At 69.0% G+C, this 13,772-nt stretch carries 11 protein-coding genes; 5 read left to right on the top strand and 6 right to left on the bottom strand.

All coding sequences use genetic code 11. The annotated features are described in order from the left end of the window. Nucleotides 1–44 precede the first annotated feature (44 nt). The gene (locus BLW81_RS12225; RefSeq protein ID WP_173839610.1) at nt 45–1,580 is read right to left on the bottom strand and encodes a sensor histidine kinase; all 1,536 of its coding nucleotides are present in this window, start codon (nt 1,578–1,580) and stop codon (nt 45–47) included. Then, nucleotides 1,577–2,338 (bottom strand): response regulator transcription factor, encoded by a 762-nt coding sequence (locus tag BLW81_RS12220; RefSeq protein ID WP_083407409.1) that lies wholly within the window; start codon nt 2,336–2,338, stop codon nt 1,577–1,579. Before BLW81_RS12220 ends, BLW81_RS12225 begins: the two co-directional genes overlap by 4 nt. A 191-nt stretch (nt 2,339–2,529) precedes the next feature. Between BLW81_RS12220 and BLW81_RS12215 the strand changes: the two genes are divergently transcribed. Both BLW81_RS12215 and BLW81_RS12210 read left to right on the top strand, forming a co-directional pair. After that, complete coding sequence (locus tag BLW81_RS12215) at nt 2,530–3,450, top strand: hypothetical protein (RefSeq protein WP_083407408.1); 921 nt, start codon at nt 2,530–2,532, stop codon at nt 3,448–3,450. A gap of 60 nt (nt 3,451–3,510) precedes the next feature. Further along, a complete protein-coding gene (locus BLW81_RS12210; protein WP_083407407.1) occupies nt 3,511–4,122 on the top strand; it encodes an FHA domain-containing protein in 612 nt (203 codons plus the stop codon). On the opposite strand, the gene BLW81_RS12205 is transcribed toward BLW81_RS12210, so the two are convergent. Next, entirely contained in the window at nt 4,115–7,075 is a 2,961-nt protein-coding gene (locus BLW81_RS12205) for a serine/threonine-protein kinase (RefSeq protein WP_083407406.1), read from the bottom strand. The genes BLW81_RS12210 and BLW81_RS12205 overlap by 8 nt on opposite strands. Nucleotides 7,076–7,253: 178 nt before the next feature. On the opposite strand from BLW81_RS12205, the gene BLW81_RS12200 reads away from it, so the two are divergent. Genes BLW81_RS12200 through rnhA form a run of 3 tightly spaced genes read left to right on the top strand, consistent with a single transcriptional unit; the run spans nt 7,254 to nt 9,788 of the window. Continuing rightward, a complete protein-coding gene (locus BLW81_RS12200) occupies nt 7,254–8,678 on the top strand; it encodes a sugar porter family MFS transporter (RefSeq protein ID WP_083407405.1) in 1,425 nt (474 codons plus the stop codon). Nucleotides 8,679–8,700: 22 nt separating this feature from the next. Next, entirely contained in the window at nt 8,701–9,315 is a 615-nt protein-coding gene (locus BLW81_RS12195; RefSeq protein WP_083407404.1) for a VOC family protein, read from the top strand. Between the two features lie 2 nt (nt 9,316–9,317). Next, nucleotides 9,318–9,788: a ribonuclease HI gene (gene rnhA, locus BLW81_RS12190; RefSeq protein ID WP_083407403.1), complete on the top strand. Its 471-nt coding sequence runs from the start codon at nt 9,318–9,320 to the stop codon at nt 9,786–9,788. On the opposite strand, the gene BLW81_RS12185 is transcribed toward rnhA, so the two are convergent. From BLW81_RS12185 to BLW81_RS12175, 3 genes are all read right to left on the bottom strand, one after another. Further along, nucleotides 9,757–10,641, bottom strand: coding sequence for a haloalkane dehalogenase (locus BLW81_RS12185; RefSeq protein WP_083407402.1), 885 nt, complete (start codon nt 10,639–10,641; stop codon nt 9,757–9,759). The two genes, rnhA and BLW81_RS12185, sit on opposite strands and share 32 nt — an antisense overlap. Continuing rightward, nucleotides 10,641–11,324: a DJ-1/PfpI family protein gene (locus tag BLW81_RS12180; protein WP_235632245.1), complete on the bottom strand. Its 684-nt coding sequence runs from the start codon at nt 11,322–11,324 to the stop codon at nt 10,641–10,643. The genes BLW81_RS12185 and BLW81_RS12180 overlap by 1 nt, the downstream gene beginning before the upstream one ends. 101 nt (nt 11,325–11,425) lie before the next feature. Next, nucleotides 11,426–13,747 carry an ATP-dependent DNA ligase gene (locus BLW81_RS12175; RefSeq protein WP_083407400.1) on the bottom strand — a complete coding sequence of 774 codons (2,322 nt, stop codon included), beginning with the start codon at nt 13,745–13,747 and terminating at the stop codon, nt 11,426–11,428. Nucleotides 13,748–13,772 lie beyond the last annotated feature (25 nt).

Below are 13,772 nucleotides of genomic sequence, written 5' to 3'. Positions count from 1 at the left end.
TGACGCTGTGGCGGGGCTGTCAGCTCAGACCCAGTGAGACAAGCCTACCCGCTTGAATGGTCACGAAACGAAGAAGAGGCCACTTTTCTCGCGGTGGGCGCGGTGTGGTCGACGATCTCCGGCAGCCGGATCGTGAACCGCGTCCGGCCCGCGCCGGATTCCGCCCGGATGGTCCCGCCGTGCGCCTCGACGATCGACGCGACGATCGACAACCCGAGGCCGAAGCTGCCGGCTTCCCGAGAGCGCGACTTGTCGGCGCGGACGAACCGCTCGAACAGATGGGGCAGCAGCTCGGAGGCGATGCCGGGTCCGTCGTCGCTGACTGTCACCTCGACGAACCCCGCAGGTCCAGGGTGCAGCGCGGCGGCCACCGTGGTGCCCGGCGGGGTGTGCACGCGCGCATTGGACAGCAGGTTCGCCAAGGTCTGGTGCAGCCGGGTCCGGTCGCCGCGCACCCAGACCGGGTACTCGGGCACGTCGGTCACCCACCGGTGCTGCGGCGCGGACACCGCGGCGTCGTTGACCGCGTCGACGACGAGGTCGCCGAGGTCGACGTCGGCGCTGTCGAGGTCTTGGCCCTCGTCGAGCCGGGCCAGCAGCAGCAGGTCGGCGACCAGTGAGTTCATCCGCTGGGTCTCGGCTTCGATCCGCGCCAGCGAGTATTCGGTGGTTTCCGGCAGCACCGCGCTGTCCTGCCGGGTGAGTTCGGCGTAACCGTGGATCGCGGCCAGCGGGGTGCGCAGTTCGTGGCTGGCGTCGGTGATGAACTGGCGCATCCGCCGGTCGGAGGCGGCGACGTCGGCCAATGCGCGCTCGACGTGGTCGAGTAGCCGGTTCAGGGTGTCGCCGACGAGGCCGACTTCGGTGCGCGGGTCGGTGTCGCCGGTGGGCACCCGGGGTGTGATCGCGTGGTGGTCGCGGTCGAGCGGCAGCGTCGCCACCTCGGCGGCGGTGGCCGCGACCCGACGCAGCGGGCGTAGCGCGTATCGCACGATCGCGACGGTGCTGAGCGCGGTGATCACCAGCGCGAGCACCGTCATCCCCGCGACGATCGCGGTCTCGCGCATCATCGCGTCCCACGCCGGTGCCCGCGACACCGCGGTCACCAGCATTTCGTCACCGTCACCGGGCCGGCTCTCCATCCGGTACCAGCCCAGTTCCGGCAGCTTGACGGTGTGCGGTCCGGCTGTGTCCCAGGACATTCGGCCGATCGCGTCGACCACCGCCGGCGGTGCGGGCACCGCATCCCCGTCGATGAAGTGCGCCGAGTCGACCACCGTGCCGTTCTGAATCAGGGCGACGACGTTGTCCGGCGCCTGCCCGATCAGATGGGTCAGCGGTTTCATTGCGCCGGGCGGCGGCAGCTCACCGTTCTGCAACGGTGTGGTGCGGTATTTCGTCAGCGACTGGCTGAAACCCTCGGCGCTGGTGGCCAATTGCGAGTCGATGATGCCCAGCACCGAGGAGCGCAGGCTCACCACCGACATCGTCCCGAACGTCACCAGCGCGAGCATCACCACCGCCGAGACGCCGACAACGAGTTGCCGTCGCAGGGTCCAGCTCTGCCAGATCCGTTTCACCCTGGCGGCCTGAGCATGTATCCGACGCCGCGCACGGTGTGGATCATCGGCTCGCGGCCCGCGTCGACCTTCTTGCGCAGATAAGACACGTACAGATCCACGATGCTGGACCGCCCGCCGAAATCGTAGTTCCACACGCGGTGCAGAATCTCTCTGCGGCTCAACGCCTTACGCGGGTTACGCATCAGGAACCGCAGCAGTTCGAACTCGGTGGAGGTCAACGCGATCGCTGTGCCGCCGCGGGTCACCTCCCGGCTGGCCCCGTCGAGCACCAGGTCGCCGATCCCCAGCGACTCGTCGTCGGCGGGTGTCATGTACGCCGACCGGCGCAGCAGGCCCCGCAACCGCGCGACCAGTTCCTCGAGCGAGAACGGCTTGGTCATGTAATCGTCGCCGCCGGCGGTCAGCCCGGTGACGCGGTCGGCCACCGAGTCGCGCGCGGTGAGGAACAGGGTCGGCGTGTAGGCGTCCTCGGCGCGGATCTGCGCCAGCACTCCGAGCCCGTCCATGTCGGGCAGCATGATGTCGAGCACCATGACGTCGGGGGTGTTGGCCCGGTACTTGTCGACGGCCTCGGCGGCGTCGTGCGCGACGTCGATGTCCCAGCCCTCGTACTGCAGCGCCATCCGGACCAGGTTGGTGAGCGCGCGTTCGTCGTCGACGAGCAGCACCCTGATCGGCGACCCGTCGGCGCGGTACATCCGGGGCAACTGCCCCAGGATCGCGCGCCGCGGCCCGTGCTCGCTCACCGAGGTCATGGGTCCATTGTCGCGGGCCGACGGCCCGCTGACAGCGTCCTCATAGAAACTTCATATGAGAGCCGGTCTTACTGGCAAGACAGGAAAACCTTCCCGGTGACAGGCGAACTCTCACCCCTCGGCGATTATCCGGGCGGCCCCTGATCGAGACGATGAATGGGTCCTTCACACCACTGACCCGAGGAAGCACCATGGTCGCGACAGCAACTCCCATCCACGAGCGGACCGTGCGGCTGCGTCCCGGCGACCTCCCAGTGCGTCCCGCGCGGATCGACGCGAAGACGACGCGGATCGCCCGCCCTCTGCCGAAGGCCATCAGCGCCTTCGACGGCAAGACCGTGCGGCTGCGCCCGATCAACATCGGGACCGTCGCCAGGACGGTCCGTCAGCGCTACGTGGATCTGGCCGCGATCCAGGCCCGCCCCACCAAATGGGACATCGCCCGCGTACTGCTGGTGCTGGCGCTGGCATCGATGCCGATCCTGGGCATCTCGGTCGACGTGTTCGGGCTGGTTCCGCAGCACGTGACATCAGTGGTGCTGATCGCGCTGTGCGCGGTGCTGGGCGCGATCATCACGTTCGCGCCGCACCGCATCGACATGATCGTCGGGCGCGGCCTGATCGCCGGCATGGTGGCGTGCATCGTCTACGACGGGGCCCGCCTGTTCGCGGTGCACGTGCTGGACCTGATGGGCGACTTCATCACCGTGATGGGGTCATGGGTGACCGGCGAACCCGACACCGTGGGCAGCGCCGCGGTCGGCTACATCTGGCGCTACATCGGCGACGGTGGTGGCCTGGGTGTCGCGTTCTTCATCGTCGCGTACGCGCTGGGCATCGACCGGTGGTCCAACGTGCGGGCGGTGCTGGCAGCGGTCGGCTTCGCGGTGTTCCCGACCTGGGCCGGGCTGATGGCGACGGTGGCGCTGGCGCCGCACGGGGAGGAGATGATGTTCCCGCTGAACGCCGCCACGGTCACGATCACGTTCGTCGGCCACGTCATCTTCGGCCTGGTGCTGGGGCTGGCGTTCCTGAAGGCGCCGCGCGGCGGGGCCCATCGCGAATGGCCGTGGCCGCCGCTTCTGGAGACGTTGCGGCGCAAGCGCTCCTGACCGTTCACCGCTCACGGACCTCCTGTCTGGGTCAGAATCTGGCTCAGAGAGGAGGTCCGCATGTCGTCGCACCTGGAAGTCTCCAAGCCGTCGGGCCGCGAGCTCATCCCGTTGTCCGGGCAGCGCGTGACCCTGGGCAAGGCGTCGAGCAATGCGGTGTCCCTCGATCACGACGAGACCGTGTCGCGGTTGCACGCGGTCTTCGAGAACCTCGGATTCGCTTGGTCCATCCGCGATTTGGGCAGCCGCAACGGCACCTACCTCAACGGCGAGAAGATCACCGCCGAGCGGGTGCTGCGCTCCGGCGACGAGGTGCGGGTCGGCAAGTCCCGCATCGTTTTCTGGGAGGTCAGGGACAGCGGCGACGGCCGGCTCGACGAGGAGACGGTGACCGCCCAGCCGATCGAGGCGCCCCCGCGAATCACCCGCCGGGAGCTCGACGTGCTGGTGGTGCTGTGCCGCCCGCTGGTGTCCGACGACCCGTTTCCCGAGCCGGCGTCGGTGCGCCGGATGGCAGGCGAGCTGTACGTCACCGAGGCGGCGGTCAAGCAGCACCTGCAGAACCTCTACGACAAGTTCGCCATCCCCGCCGAGGGGGACCGCCGGGTCCGGTTGGCCAACGAGGCGCTGCGCCGCGGCGCGGTCACGCTCGCCCAGCTGCGCGCTACGTGAAGTCGAGGGCCTCGACGGTCGCGACCGCGCCTTCGTGCGTGGGCCGGTCGGCGCCGCCGATGCAGTACACCGCCGACCCGACCGCGGCCACCACCTGCCCGTGTACGGGGGTGTTGATCGGCGCCGCCGTGCGCCACTTGCCGGTGGCGATGTCGTACATCTCGACGGTGGCCAGCACCCGCGTCGGTTCCTCGCCGCCGACCACGACGACCCGACCGTCGATGAACGCCGCGCCGTAGCTTCCGCGCGGTGTCGGCATGTCCGGCAACCGATCCCAGTTGCCCGACACCGGGTCGAACCGCTCGAACGCCGCCGAGTTCTCGTCGGCGCTCAGGAACCGCCCGCCGACGGTGTAGACGTAGGTGCCGTCGGACACCGCCGCGAGATGTTCACGCGGAGTCGGGATGTCGGCGGCCTGCGTCCACGACTTGCCGTCGAAAACCTCGGTCTGCGGGACGAGTTGGCGGTTGTTCTGCCCGCCGACGACGACGAGCTTGTCCCCCACGACGGCGGCCGCGGGTGCGGCCCGCCCGTGGGTGAGCGGCGGGAGCTCCTCCCACTTGTCGTTGCGGAACACGAAGACCTTGTTCGACGCCTCCGCGAGGTTGTCGCTGGCGCCGCCGATGACCACCATCTCACCGCGGTAGGTCGTCGCGGTGGCGTGGTGCAGCGGGATCGGCAGCGGTGGGCGCTGCTGCCACGCGCCGGTGCGGGTGTTGAAACTCTCGACGGTGGCCAGCGTCTCGCCGTGCTGCATGCCGCCGGCGATCCAGATCTCGTCGCCGAGCACGGCCCACGCCATCATCAGCCGCTCGGTCGGCGCGTTGGGCAGCATGCGCCACTGCGCCGCCGGTTGCGGTCTGCGCGGCGCCAGTTTCAGCGCTTCGGCCGATGAGGTGATCTGGGTGTCGCCGGGGCCGGTCGAGCCGCCGATCGCGTAGACGGTTCGGCCGACACCGGAGACCGCCATCCCGTGGCGTGGGGTGCCCAGATCCGGCAGCCCGTTCCAGGACTGCGTCGCGAGGTCGAGCGCGACGACGCTCTTGAGCACCTGCCCGCCCGCGACGCCGCCGGCCACCACCAGGCGTCCGTCCGCGACGGCGATACCGAAATCGCTTCGCCGACCGGGCAATTCGGACAGCGTGGTCCACTTGTCGGCCGCGGGGTCGTAAGTCTCCACCGTCGCCAGGTCGGCTGCGCCGTCGCTGCCGCCGACGGCGTAGACCAGCTCGCCGTCCGACGCTCCGCCCAGCAGTTGGCGCGGGGTGGGGATCGGCGCGCCGAGCGTCCACGCGGTGCCGTCGAAGATCTCGGTGGTGGTGAGCAGCTTGCCCGCGGCGTCGACGCCGCCGGCGACGATGATGCGGTCGCCGACCACCGCCGCGGCGGCCGCGGCGCGGGGCTGCAACAGCGGCGGCAGCGCGGTCCAGCGGCTGTTCACCACGCGCCACACCTGGTCGGTGGCGACCTTGGTATCGGCGCCCTCGGACCGCCAGCCGCCGAGCACCACCGGGGTGCCCTGCCACGTCACCGCCATCGCGTGCTGGACGGGCACCGGGAGGTCTTCGCCACCCTTCCAGCTGTCGATGGCCGGGTCGTAGCCCTCGTGTTGCGCGCTGGCACGGTCGTCGGCCTCCAACCCGCCGAACACCCAGATGGTGCCGTCGGCCTCGGTGGCGGCGACCGCGTCACGCGCGACGCGCGCGTTGGCGATGGGCCGCCACTGGGGTTGGGTGTCGGCGACGCGGGTGGTGGTCGGGGCGGCCTCGCCGCCGCCGCTGTCCCGGGTCGACGCCACCAACACCCCGCTGATCACCAGCAGCAGCACCGCGATGACGGCACCCGAGACGAGCAACACCCGCTTGCGGTCACGCTTGGGCGGCGGGGGCGGATCGGGTGGCGGCGCCGACGGCGGGACCTGCACGGCCTGCCATGGCAGGCTCGACGCGCTGATCGACGCGGTGTGCGCGAACATGTTCGACGGCGGTGGTGCGCCGACCGGCAGCTCCTGCTCCGATTCGGGCTGACCGCTCAACTCCGACAACGGAATCGCTTGCGTGCCACCGGTCTGCTCGAGGTGACCGCCGGGCTCGCTGAGCGCCATGGCGTCGGCGGCCAACCCGTTGTGCCGCTGCGCCAGCTGCAGCACGCGGCCGAACTCGGCCGCCGACGGGTACCGGTCCGCGGGTTCCTTGGCCATCGCCTTCTCGATCGCGGCGCAGACGTCGGCGGGGATGCCTGCGGGCCGCAGATCGGGCACCGGGGTGTCGGTGATGCGCAGATAGTGCGCGATGAGGTCCTCGTCGGCCTTGCGTTCGTGCGGCGGGCTGCCGGCGATCAGCGCGTAGATCGTCGCGCCGAGGGAGTACATGTCGGCGGCGACGGTCGGCGGGCTGCCCGCGAGCACCTCGGGTGCGGTGTAAGACAGTGTGCCGGTGAAGAATCCGGTGACGGTCTTGTAGCCGCCGGCGATGCGGGCGGTGCCGAAGTCGCTCAGTTGCGGTTCGCCGTAGTCGTTGACGAGCACGTTGGCGGGTTTGATGTCGCGGTGCAGTGTGCCGGTGCGGTGCGCGGTTTCCAGTGCGCCGCACAGTTTCACGCCGATGCGCAGCGCCTCGGGCCAGGCGATGCGGCCCTCCCGCCGAACCCGCTCGGCGAGCGAACCCGCTGCGTGGTACGGCATCACGATGAAGGGCCGGTTGGTCTCGGTCATCCCGACCTGAAGGATGTTGACGATGTTCGGGTGCCCGGACAGCCCGCCCATCGCGACGCCCTCGCGCAGGAAACGCTCGCGGTCGTCGTCGTCGAGGTCGGAGGCCAGCACCTTGATCGCGACGCTGCGGCCCAGCGACGTCTGGTGGCAGCGATACACCACGCCGCCCCCACCGCGGCCCACCTCGACGGCGTCGACGAACCCGGCTTCGGCCAGTTCAGCCGCTATTCCGCCGCCCATTCCTCTGCCCCTCCGGTGGATACATCGCCTAAAGGTACCGAGCAAAGTTTCGGAAAAGATGAAATTGGCTTTTCGCGGCGCGGTTCGGCGGTAGCCCGGCGCGGGCGTGATGTTTGCACTTTCCGCACGTCGGGTAACACGGTGCCGCCCCTCGCCCGTCGTCTCAGGAGCGTCGCCGATGAGTGCCACCGACACCGACACCGCACAGCCGGACGACGCGCGGGCGAAGACACCGGGACAGCTGACCGGCGCGGTGGTCATCGTCGCGGTGGTCTCGGCGGTGTCGGGCATGCTCTACGGCTACGACACCGGGATCATCTCCGGCGCGCTGCTCCAGATCACCAAGGACTTCGGCATCGAGGAAGCCTGGAAGCAGGTCATCGCGGCCAGCATCCTGCTCGGCGCCGTGATCGGCGCGCTGGTGTGCAGCTATCTGTCGCAGCGTCGCGGCCGCCGGGGCACGCTGCTGATGCTGGCCGTCGTGTTCGTCGTCGGTGCGCTGTGGTGTGCGGTCGCGCCGAATCCGTTGATCCTGTCGCTCGGCCGCTTGGTCCTCGGTTTCGCGGTCGGCGGGGCCACCCAGACCGCACCGATGTACGTCGCGGAGCTGGCGCCGCCCAAGTACCGGGGCCGGCTGGTGTTGTGCTTCCAGATCGCGATCGGCGTCGGCATCGTCATCGCCACCATCGTCGGCGCCTCGGAGTCGATCCCGTGGCGGTGGTCGATCGGCGCGGCCGCGGTGCCCGCCGCGATCATGCTGGTGCTGCTGCTGCGGTTGCCGGAAAGCCCGCGGTGGCTGATCAAGGACGACGACCGCGACACCGCGCGCGAGGTCCTCGAGCGGGTGCGCCCTGACGGCTACGACGTCGACGCCGAACTCGACGAGATGGCCGAGTTGACGCGGCGCGAGGAGACCGCCAAGACCCGCGGCTGGCCCGGGCTGCGGGCGGCGTGGGTCCGGCCGGCGCTCATACTCGGTTGCGGCATCGCGATTTTCACTCAGCTCAGCGGCATCGAGATGATCATCTACTACTCGCCGACCATCCTGACCGACAACGGGTTCGACGAGTCCGTCGCGCTGCAGGTGTCGGTGGCGCTCGGCGTGAGCTACCTCGTCGCGCAGCTGGTCGGGCTGTCGATCATCGACCGGGTCGGCAGGCGACGTCTCACGCTGATCATGATCCCCGGCGCTGCGGTCAGCCTGTTCGTCCTCGGCACTCTGTTCGTCACCGGCAACAGCGGCCGCGACTCGGTGCCCTTCATCATCGCCTGCCTGGTGGTGTTCATGTTGTTCAACGCGGGCGGACTGCAGCTGATGGGGTGGCTGACGGGTTCGGAGACCTATCCGCTGGCGGTGCGACCCGCGGGCACCGCCGCCCAGTCCGCGGCGCTGTGGGGCACCAACCTGCTGATCACGCTGACGCTGCTGAGCCTGATCAGCGGCATCGGCGTCGGCCCGGCGATGTGGCTGTACGGCCTGTTCAACGTCGCCGCTTGGATTTTCGTGTACTTCCGGATGCCCGACCTCACCGGCCGCAGCCTCGAGGAGATCGAGCGCAAGCTGCGCGACGGCAAGTTCCGTCCCGCCGACTTCGCGCGCTGACCCGGGCGGTCATACTCGTGCGGTGATCACCGTCGACGAGATCTCGGTCGCCGATCCGGCGGATGCGTGGCGGCGCGCGGGTTTCACCGTCGACGCCGACGACGTGTGCCGGGTCGGTGGTGTCCGGATCCGGTTGGCCGGACCCGGGTCCGGGATCACCGGATGGGCGCTGCGCGGCGCGCGGGGGCCGGAGCTCGACGGCATTGCGACGACGGTGTCCGACGCGCCCGTGGCAGAACCTGCCGAGCATGCGAACGGCGTCGTCGCAATCGATCACGTCGTGGTGCTCTCCCCCGACCTGGCGCGGACGGTCGCATCGTTCGGGGCGGCCGGCGCGGAGCCGCGCCGGGAACGCGACACCGAGCTGGGCGGCCGGCCGATGCGCCAGATCTTCTTCCGGTTCGGCGAGGTGATCGTCGAGGTCGTCGGCGCTCCGGACGTGGCAGGTGACGGGCCGTCGTCGCTGTGGGGCATCACGTACGTCGTCGCCGACATCGACGCCACCGCAGCCTATTTCGCCGACCGCACGGCGCCGGTCAAGGCCGCGGTACAGTCGGGACGACGGATCACGACGCTGCGGCACCGGGACCTCGGCATGTCGGTCCGGACGGCGATGATCTCGGCGCCTATCCTCTGACCGTGAGCGACGATCCCGTGGTCATCCACACCGACGGCGGCTGCCGCCCCAATCCGGGTCCCGGCGGTTGGGGTGCGGTGCTGCGCCAGCGTGAGCATGTCCGCGAGATGTTCGGCGGCGAGGCGGGCGCGACGAGCAACAACCGCATGGAGCTGACCGCGCCGATCATGGCGCTCGAGGCGCTCACCCGCCCGGTCTCGGTGCACCTGTACACCGACAGCACCTACGTGCGCAACGGCATCACCAAGTGGGTGTTCGGCTGGGAACGCAACGGGTGGCTGACCGCGGCCAAGCAGCCGGTGAAGAACGCCGACCTGTGGCGGCGGCTGCAGATCGCGTGCGCACGCCACCGCGTCGAGTGGTTCTGGGTCAAGGGCCACTCGGGGATCGCCGACAACGAACTGGCCGACCAATTGGCGACGCGGGGTCTGCAGGAGGCGCTCAGCGGATCGCCCGCACGAATGACGCGATAGCGCTGCCGATCTCGTCGGCGCTGTCCTCCTGCAGGAAATGCGTTCCCGGCACGGTGATCTCGGTCTGGTTGGGCCAGCTGCGCACGATGTCGAGGATGCGTTGCTTGCCCTGGATCACGCCGGGCTCCGCGCGGACGAACAGCTTCGGCACATCGCTGGTGGCCAGCCAGGCGTCGAACTCCTCGATGACCCTGACCACCTCGGCGGGTTCACCGGCCAGCGGGACATCGCGCGGCCACGACAGCGTGGGCCGCCGGTCCTCGCCGGGGTTGAGAAACGGCCGGCGGTAGTAGTCCATCTCTTCGTCGCTGAGCGGGCGCATCACGATGGACGGCAGCACGCCCTCGATGAAGACGTTGTTCTCCAACACCATCGCCTCCCCTTCCGGGGAGCGGAAACCGCGGAACATCTGCGCGACCTCGTCGGGAAAGTCATCCCATTCCATCGGCACCGACACGGTTTCCATGTGCACGATGCCGGCGACGCGGTCGCGGTGCTGGTTGGCCCAGTCGAATCCCAGGGCTCCACCCCAGTCGTGCAGGACGAGGATGACGCGGTCACCGAGATCGAGTGCGTCCCAGAGCGCGAACAGGTAGTCGCGGTTCTCGTGGTAGTGATAGCTGTCTGGGCCGGGATCATCCAATTTGTCCGAACCGCCCATGCCGATCAGGTCGCACGCGACGAGCCGGCCGAGCCCCTCCAGATGCGGCATCACGTTGCGCCACAGGTACGACGAGCTCGGGTTGCCGTGCTGGAACACGATGGCATCGCCGTGGCCCTCGTCGATATAGGCCATCCGCTTGCCGTTGATCTCCTGATACTGCAGCTGGCCGTACGGCTTGGCTCCGGGCATCACGCGCTCCTCTCGGCGGCGAAGTCCTGGCAGGACGCCATCAGCTCCGCGACGTATTCCTTGATTTTCTGAATGGTGTCCTGACTGTTCGTGCGAGGTGATCCGCCGTCGAACGGCGGCGCCGGGTCGTACTCCAGGAGCAGTTGTGCATAGCGCGCCGTCTCTTCGTCGAACAGTTCGGCGAGCAGCATCAGGGCGAAGTCGATGCCCGCGGTGACCCCGCCGCCGGTGATGCGGTTGCGGTCGATGACGACGCGGTCCTCGGCGGGTATCGCGCCGAAGAAGGGCAGCGCGTCCAGCATCGACCAGTGTGTCGTCGCCCGGTAGCCGTCCAACAATCCCGCGGCGCCCAGCACCAGCGAGCCGGTGCAGACCGACGTGACGTAGCGTGCCCGGGCTCCTCGGGTCGCGAGGAAGTCGGTGATCTGCGGGTCGCGCATGGCGTCTGCGGTGCCGTTGCCGCCCGGAACGAAGACGACGTCGTAGTAATCCGCTGCTTCCGAGAGCTTTTCGGTCGCGCGGAACGGCGCGCCGCTGTCGGAGAAGAACTCGTCGGTGGTGGAGCCGAGGAGATGCACGTCCGTGTGTGCGCGAAGTGTCTCGTAGGGCCCGATGAGGTCCAGCATCGTCAGGCCCGGGAACGGGATCATCGCGACGCTGGGCCGCCAATTCGCTTGTGCCACAGTTGTCCCTTTCGAAGGCTGGCTCGAATGTAGCGCGCACCCTCGGAGACCGACACTGGCCAGATGGCCAATGACCGCCAGGATATTGCCGACTGTGCCGACTAGGTCGGCGACTCCCACGTGACTTCGTCGGGCTCCTTGTCGGGACGCAGCCCCCGCCAACTCGCTTGCCGCAGACGGTCATCGGAGGTGCGTTCGCTGTAGCGGACCTCGCCGACGAGTTCGGGCCGCACGAACGTCACCCCCTTGGCGTCCTGGCGCGGCAACCGTTCGTTGAACGGGCTCTCGTCGGTCTCCAGCGGCTTGAGCGTGGCCTTGAGCGACGCCAGCGCCTTGTCGGTGAATCCGGTGCCGACCCGGCCGACGAACTGTAGTCCACCCTCGGCGGGGATCCCGAGCACCAACGCGCCGATCCCGCTGGACCGGCCGCCCTCACCCTGGCGCCAACCGCCGATGACGACCTCCTGGGTGTTCCACAGCTTGTCCTTGATCCACGACGACGACCGCCGCCCCGGCTGGTAGGTCGAGTCGCGTTTCTTGGCGACCACACCCTCCCACCGTTGTGCGCGTGCGTATTCCAGCGCATCCGGGCCGTCGCCGGGCAGCGTGTCCTTGACGATCACACCGCCGCCCTCGGCGAGCGCCTCCAGCAGTCGGCGACGGTCGGAGTACTTGGCCTTGAGCAGCGATCGCCCGTCGAGGTGCAGGATGTCGAAGGCCCAGTACTCGACGCGCGTGGAGCGCGCGCGGTTCTGGATCTCCGAGAAGCTGGGCACGCCGTTCTGGTCGAGCGCCACCGCCTCACCGTCCAGGATCACGTGGTGGTCGGCGAGATCGGCTGCCAGAGCGGCGAATTGCGGGAACTCGGCGGTGACGTCGCGGCCCCGCCGGGAGCGCAGGCTGAGCTCGCCGTGGCGGGCCTCGAGCAACACGCGGTACCCGTCCCACTTGCCTTCGAACGCCCACTGCGTGGCCTTCAGCTTGGCGATCGAGCCCTCGGTGGCGAGCATGGGCTGGAGATCGCCGACGGTCGCGGGCCCCGGCTGTTCCTTGGTGCGGTGCGCGATCCAGTTCTTGCCGTTCGTCTGGATCAGCGCGTAGCGGCCGGTGACCTTCTTGCCGTGCAGCGTGATGATCACCTCGCCCTTGTCGGGCCCGTTGCGGTCGAGCGGCTTTTCGTCGTTGACTCCCGGGTCGCGGAACTTCTCGGCCTCGTAGGTGCCCGAATCCCAGACGATCACCTTGCCGCCGCCGTACTCGCCTCGGGGGATCTCACCTTCGAAGGTGCCGTATTCGAGCGGGTGGTCCTCGGTGTGCACGGCCAGATGGTTGACCGACGGGGTGTCCGGCAGGTTCTTCGGGATCGCCCAACTGACCAGCACCCCATCGCGTTCCAGCCGGAAGTCGTAGTGCAGCCGGCGGGCGTGGTGCTCCTGGATGACGAAGAAGTCGTCGTTGCCGGTGATCGGCGCGGTGTTCGGCACCGGCTCGGGCGTCTTGCCGGCATCGCGCATGCTGCGGTACGTCGACAGCGCGTCGGCGACCGGTGCGTCGGCGTCCATGTCGGCCAACAGGTCCCCGTCGCGGTCGAGGCGCTCGAGCACCTCGTCGAAGCGCAGATGCCTCAGGTCGGGGTCTTCGATCTCGTCCCAGGTGCGCGGCGCCGCGACCGTCGGCTCATCGCGGCCGCGCAGTGAATACGGGGCGATGGTCGTCTTGTTGCCGTTGTTCTGGCTCCAGTCGACGAACACCTTGCCGGTGCGCAGGCTCTTGGTCATGGTGGCCGTCACCCGCTTGGGCATGGCCTTCTCCAACTGGACCGCGATGCGGCGAGCCAGCACCGACGCGCCGCTCGAGCTGATCGGCTTCTCCAGCGGCACGTACAGGTGCAGGCCCTTGCTGCCGCTGGTCAACGGGAACGTGGTGAGCCCGATGCCGGTGATCAGCTCACGGACCTCGTGTGCCACCTCGCAGAGCTGCCGGAACGTGACCCCTTCACCGGGGTCCAGATCGAACACCACGCGGGTGGCCAGTCCCGGCGTCTGCTCGGCGCCGCCGTCGCGGCTCCACGTCTTGACGAAACGCCATTGCGGCACATGCACTTCCAGCGACGCCTGCTGCGCGATCCACGCCAAGGCCTCGGCGCTGTTGATGATCGGATAGGTGGTGGTGCCGGACTTGTGCGTGATCGACCCGCGCTCCAGCCAGTCCGGCGCCGACGACGCGAGCTGCTTCTCGAAGAACGAGGACTCCTCGACACCGTTGGGCCACCGCTTGCGGGTGCACGCCCGGCCCGCGATGTGCGGCACCATCGCCGCGGCGACGTTGACGTAGTAGTCGAACACCTCCGCCTTGGTGGTGCCGGTCGCCGGGTACAGCACCTTGTCCGGGTTGGTCAGCTTGACCCGGCCGAAACGATCCACAGTGTGAACGTATACCCGCTGATAG

Origin of the sequence: Mycolicibacterium rutilum, from assembly GCF_900108565.1 — a bacterium.
GTDB lineage: Bacteria > Actinomycetota > Actinomycetes > Mycobacteriales > Mycobacteriaceae > Mycobacterium > Mycobacterium rutilum.
Note: the sequence above shows the minus strand (reverse complement) of the source record. Positions and strands in the feature narration are given on the sequence as shown.

Bases quoted from the DNA above. Each gene is read 5' to 3' on its own strand.
- BLW81_RS12215 (WP_083407408.1), top strand. From the start codon at position 2,530: ATGGTCGCGACAGCAACTCCCATCCACGAGCGGACCGTGCGGCTGCGT.
- BLW81_RS12185 (WP_083407402.1), bottom strand. From the start codon at position 10,641: ATGCCCGGAGCCAAGCCGTACGGCCAGCTGCAGTATCAGGAGATCAAC.
- BLW81_RS12210 (WP_083407407.1), top strand. From the start codon at position 3,511: ATGTCGTCGCACCTGGAAGTCTCCAAGCCGTCGGGCCGCGAGCTCATC.
- BLW81_RS12205 (WP_083407406.1), bottom strand. From the start codon at position 7,075: ATGGGCGGCGGAATAGCGGCTGAACTGGCCGAAGCCGGGTTCGTCGAC.
- BLW81_RS12200 (WP_083407405.1), top strand. From the start codon at position 7,254: ATGAGTGCCACCGACACCGACACCGCACAGCCGGACGACGCGCGGGCG.
- BLW81_RS12220 (WP_083407409.1), bottom strand. From the start codon at position 2,338: ATGACCTCGGTGAGCGAGCACGGGCCGCGGCGCGCGATCCTGGGGCAG.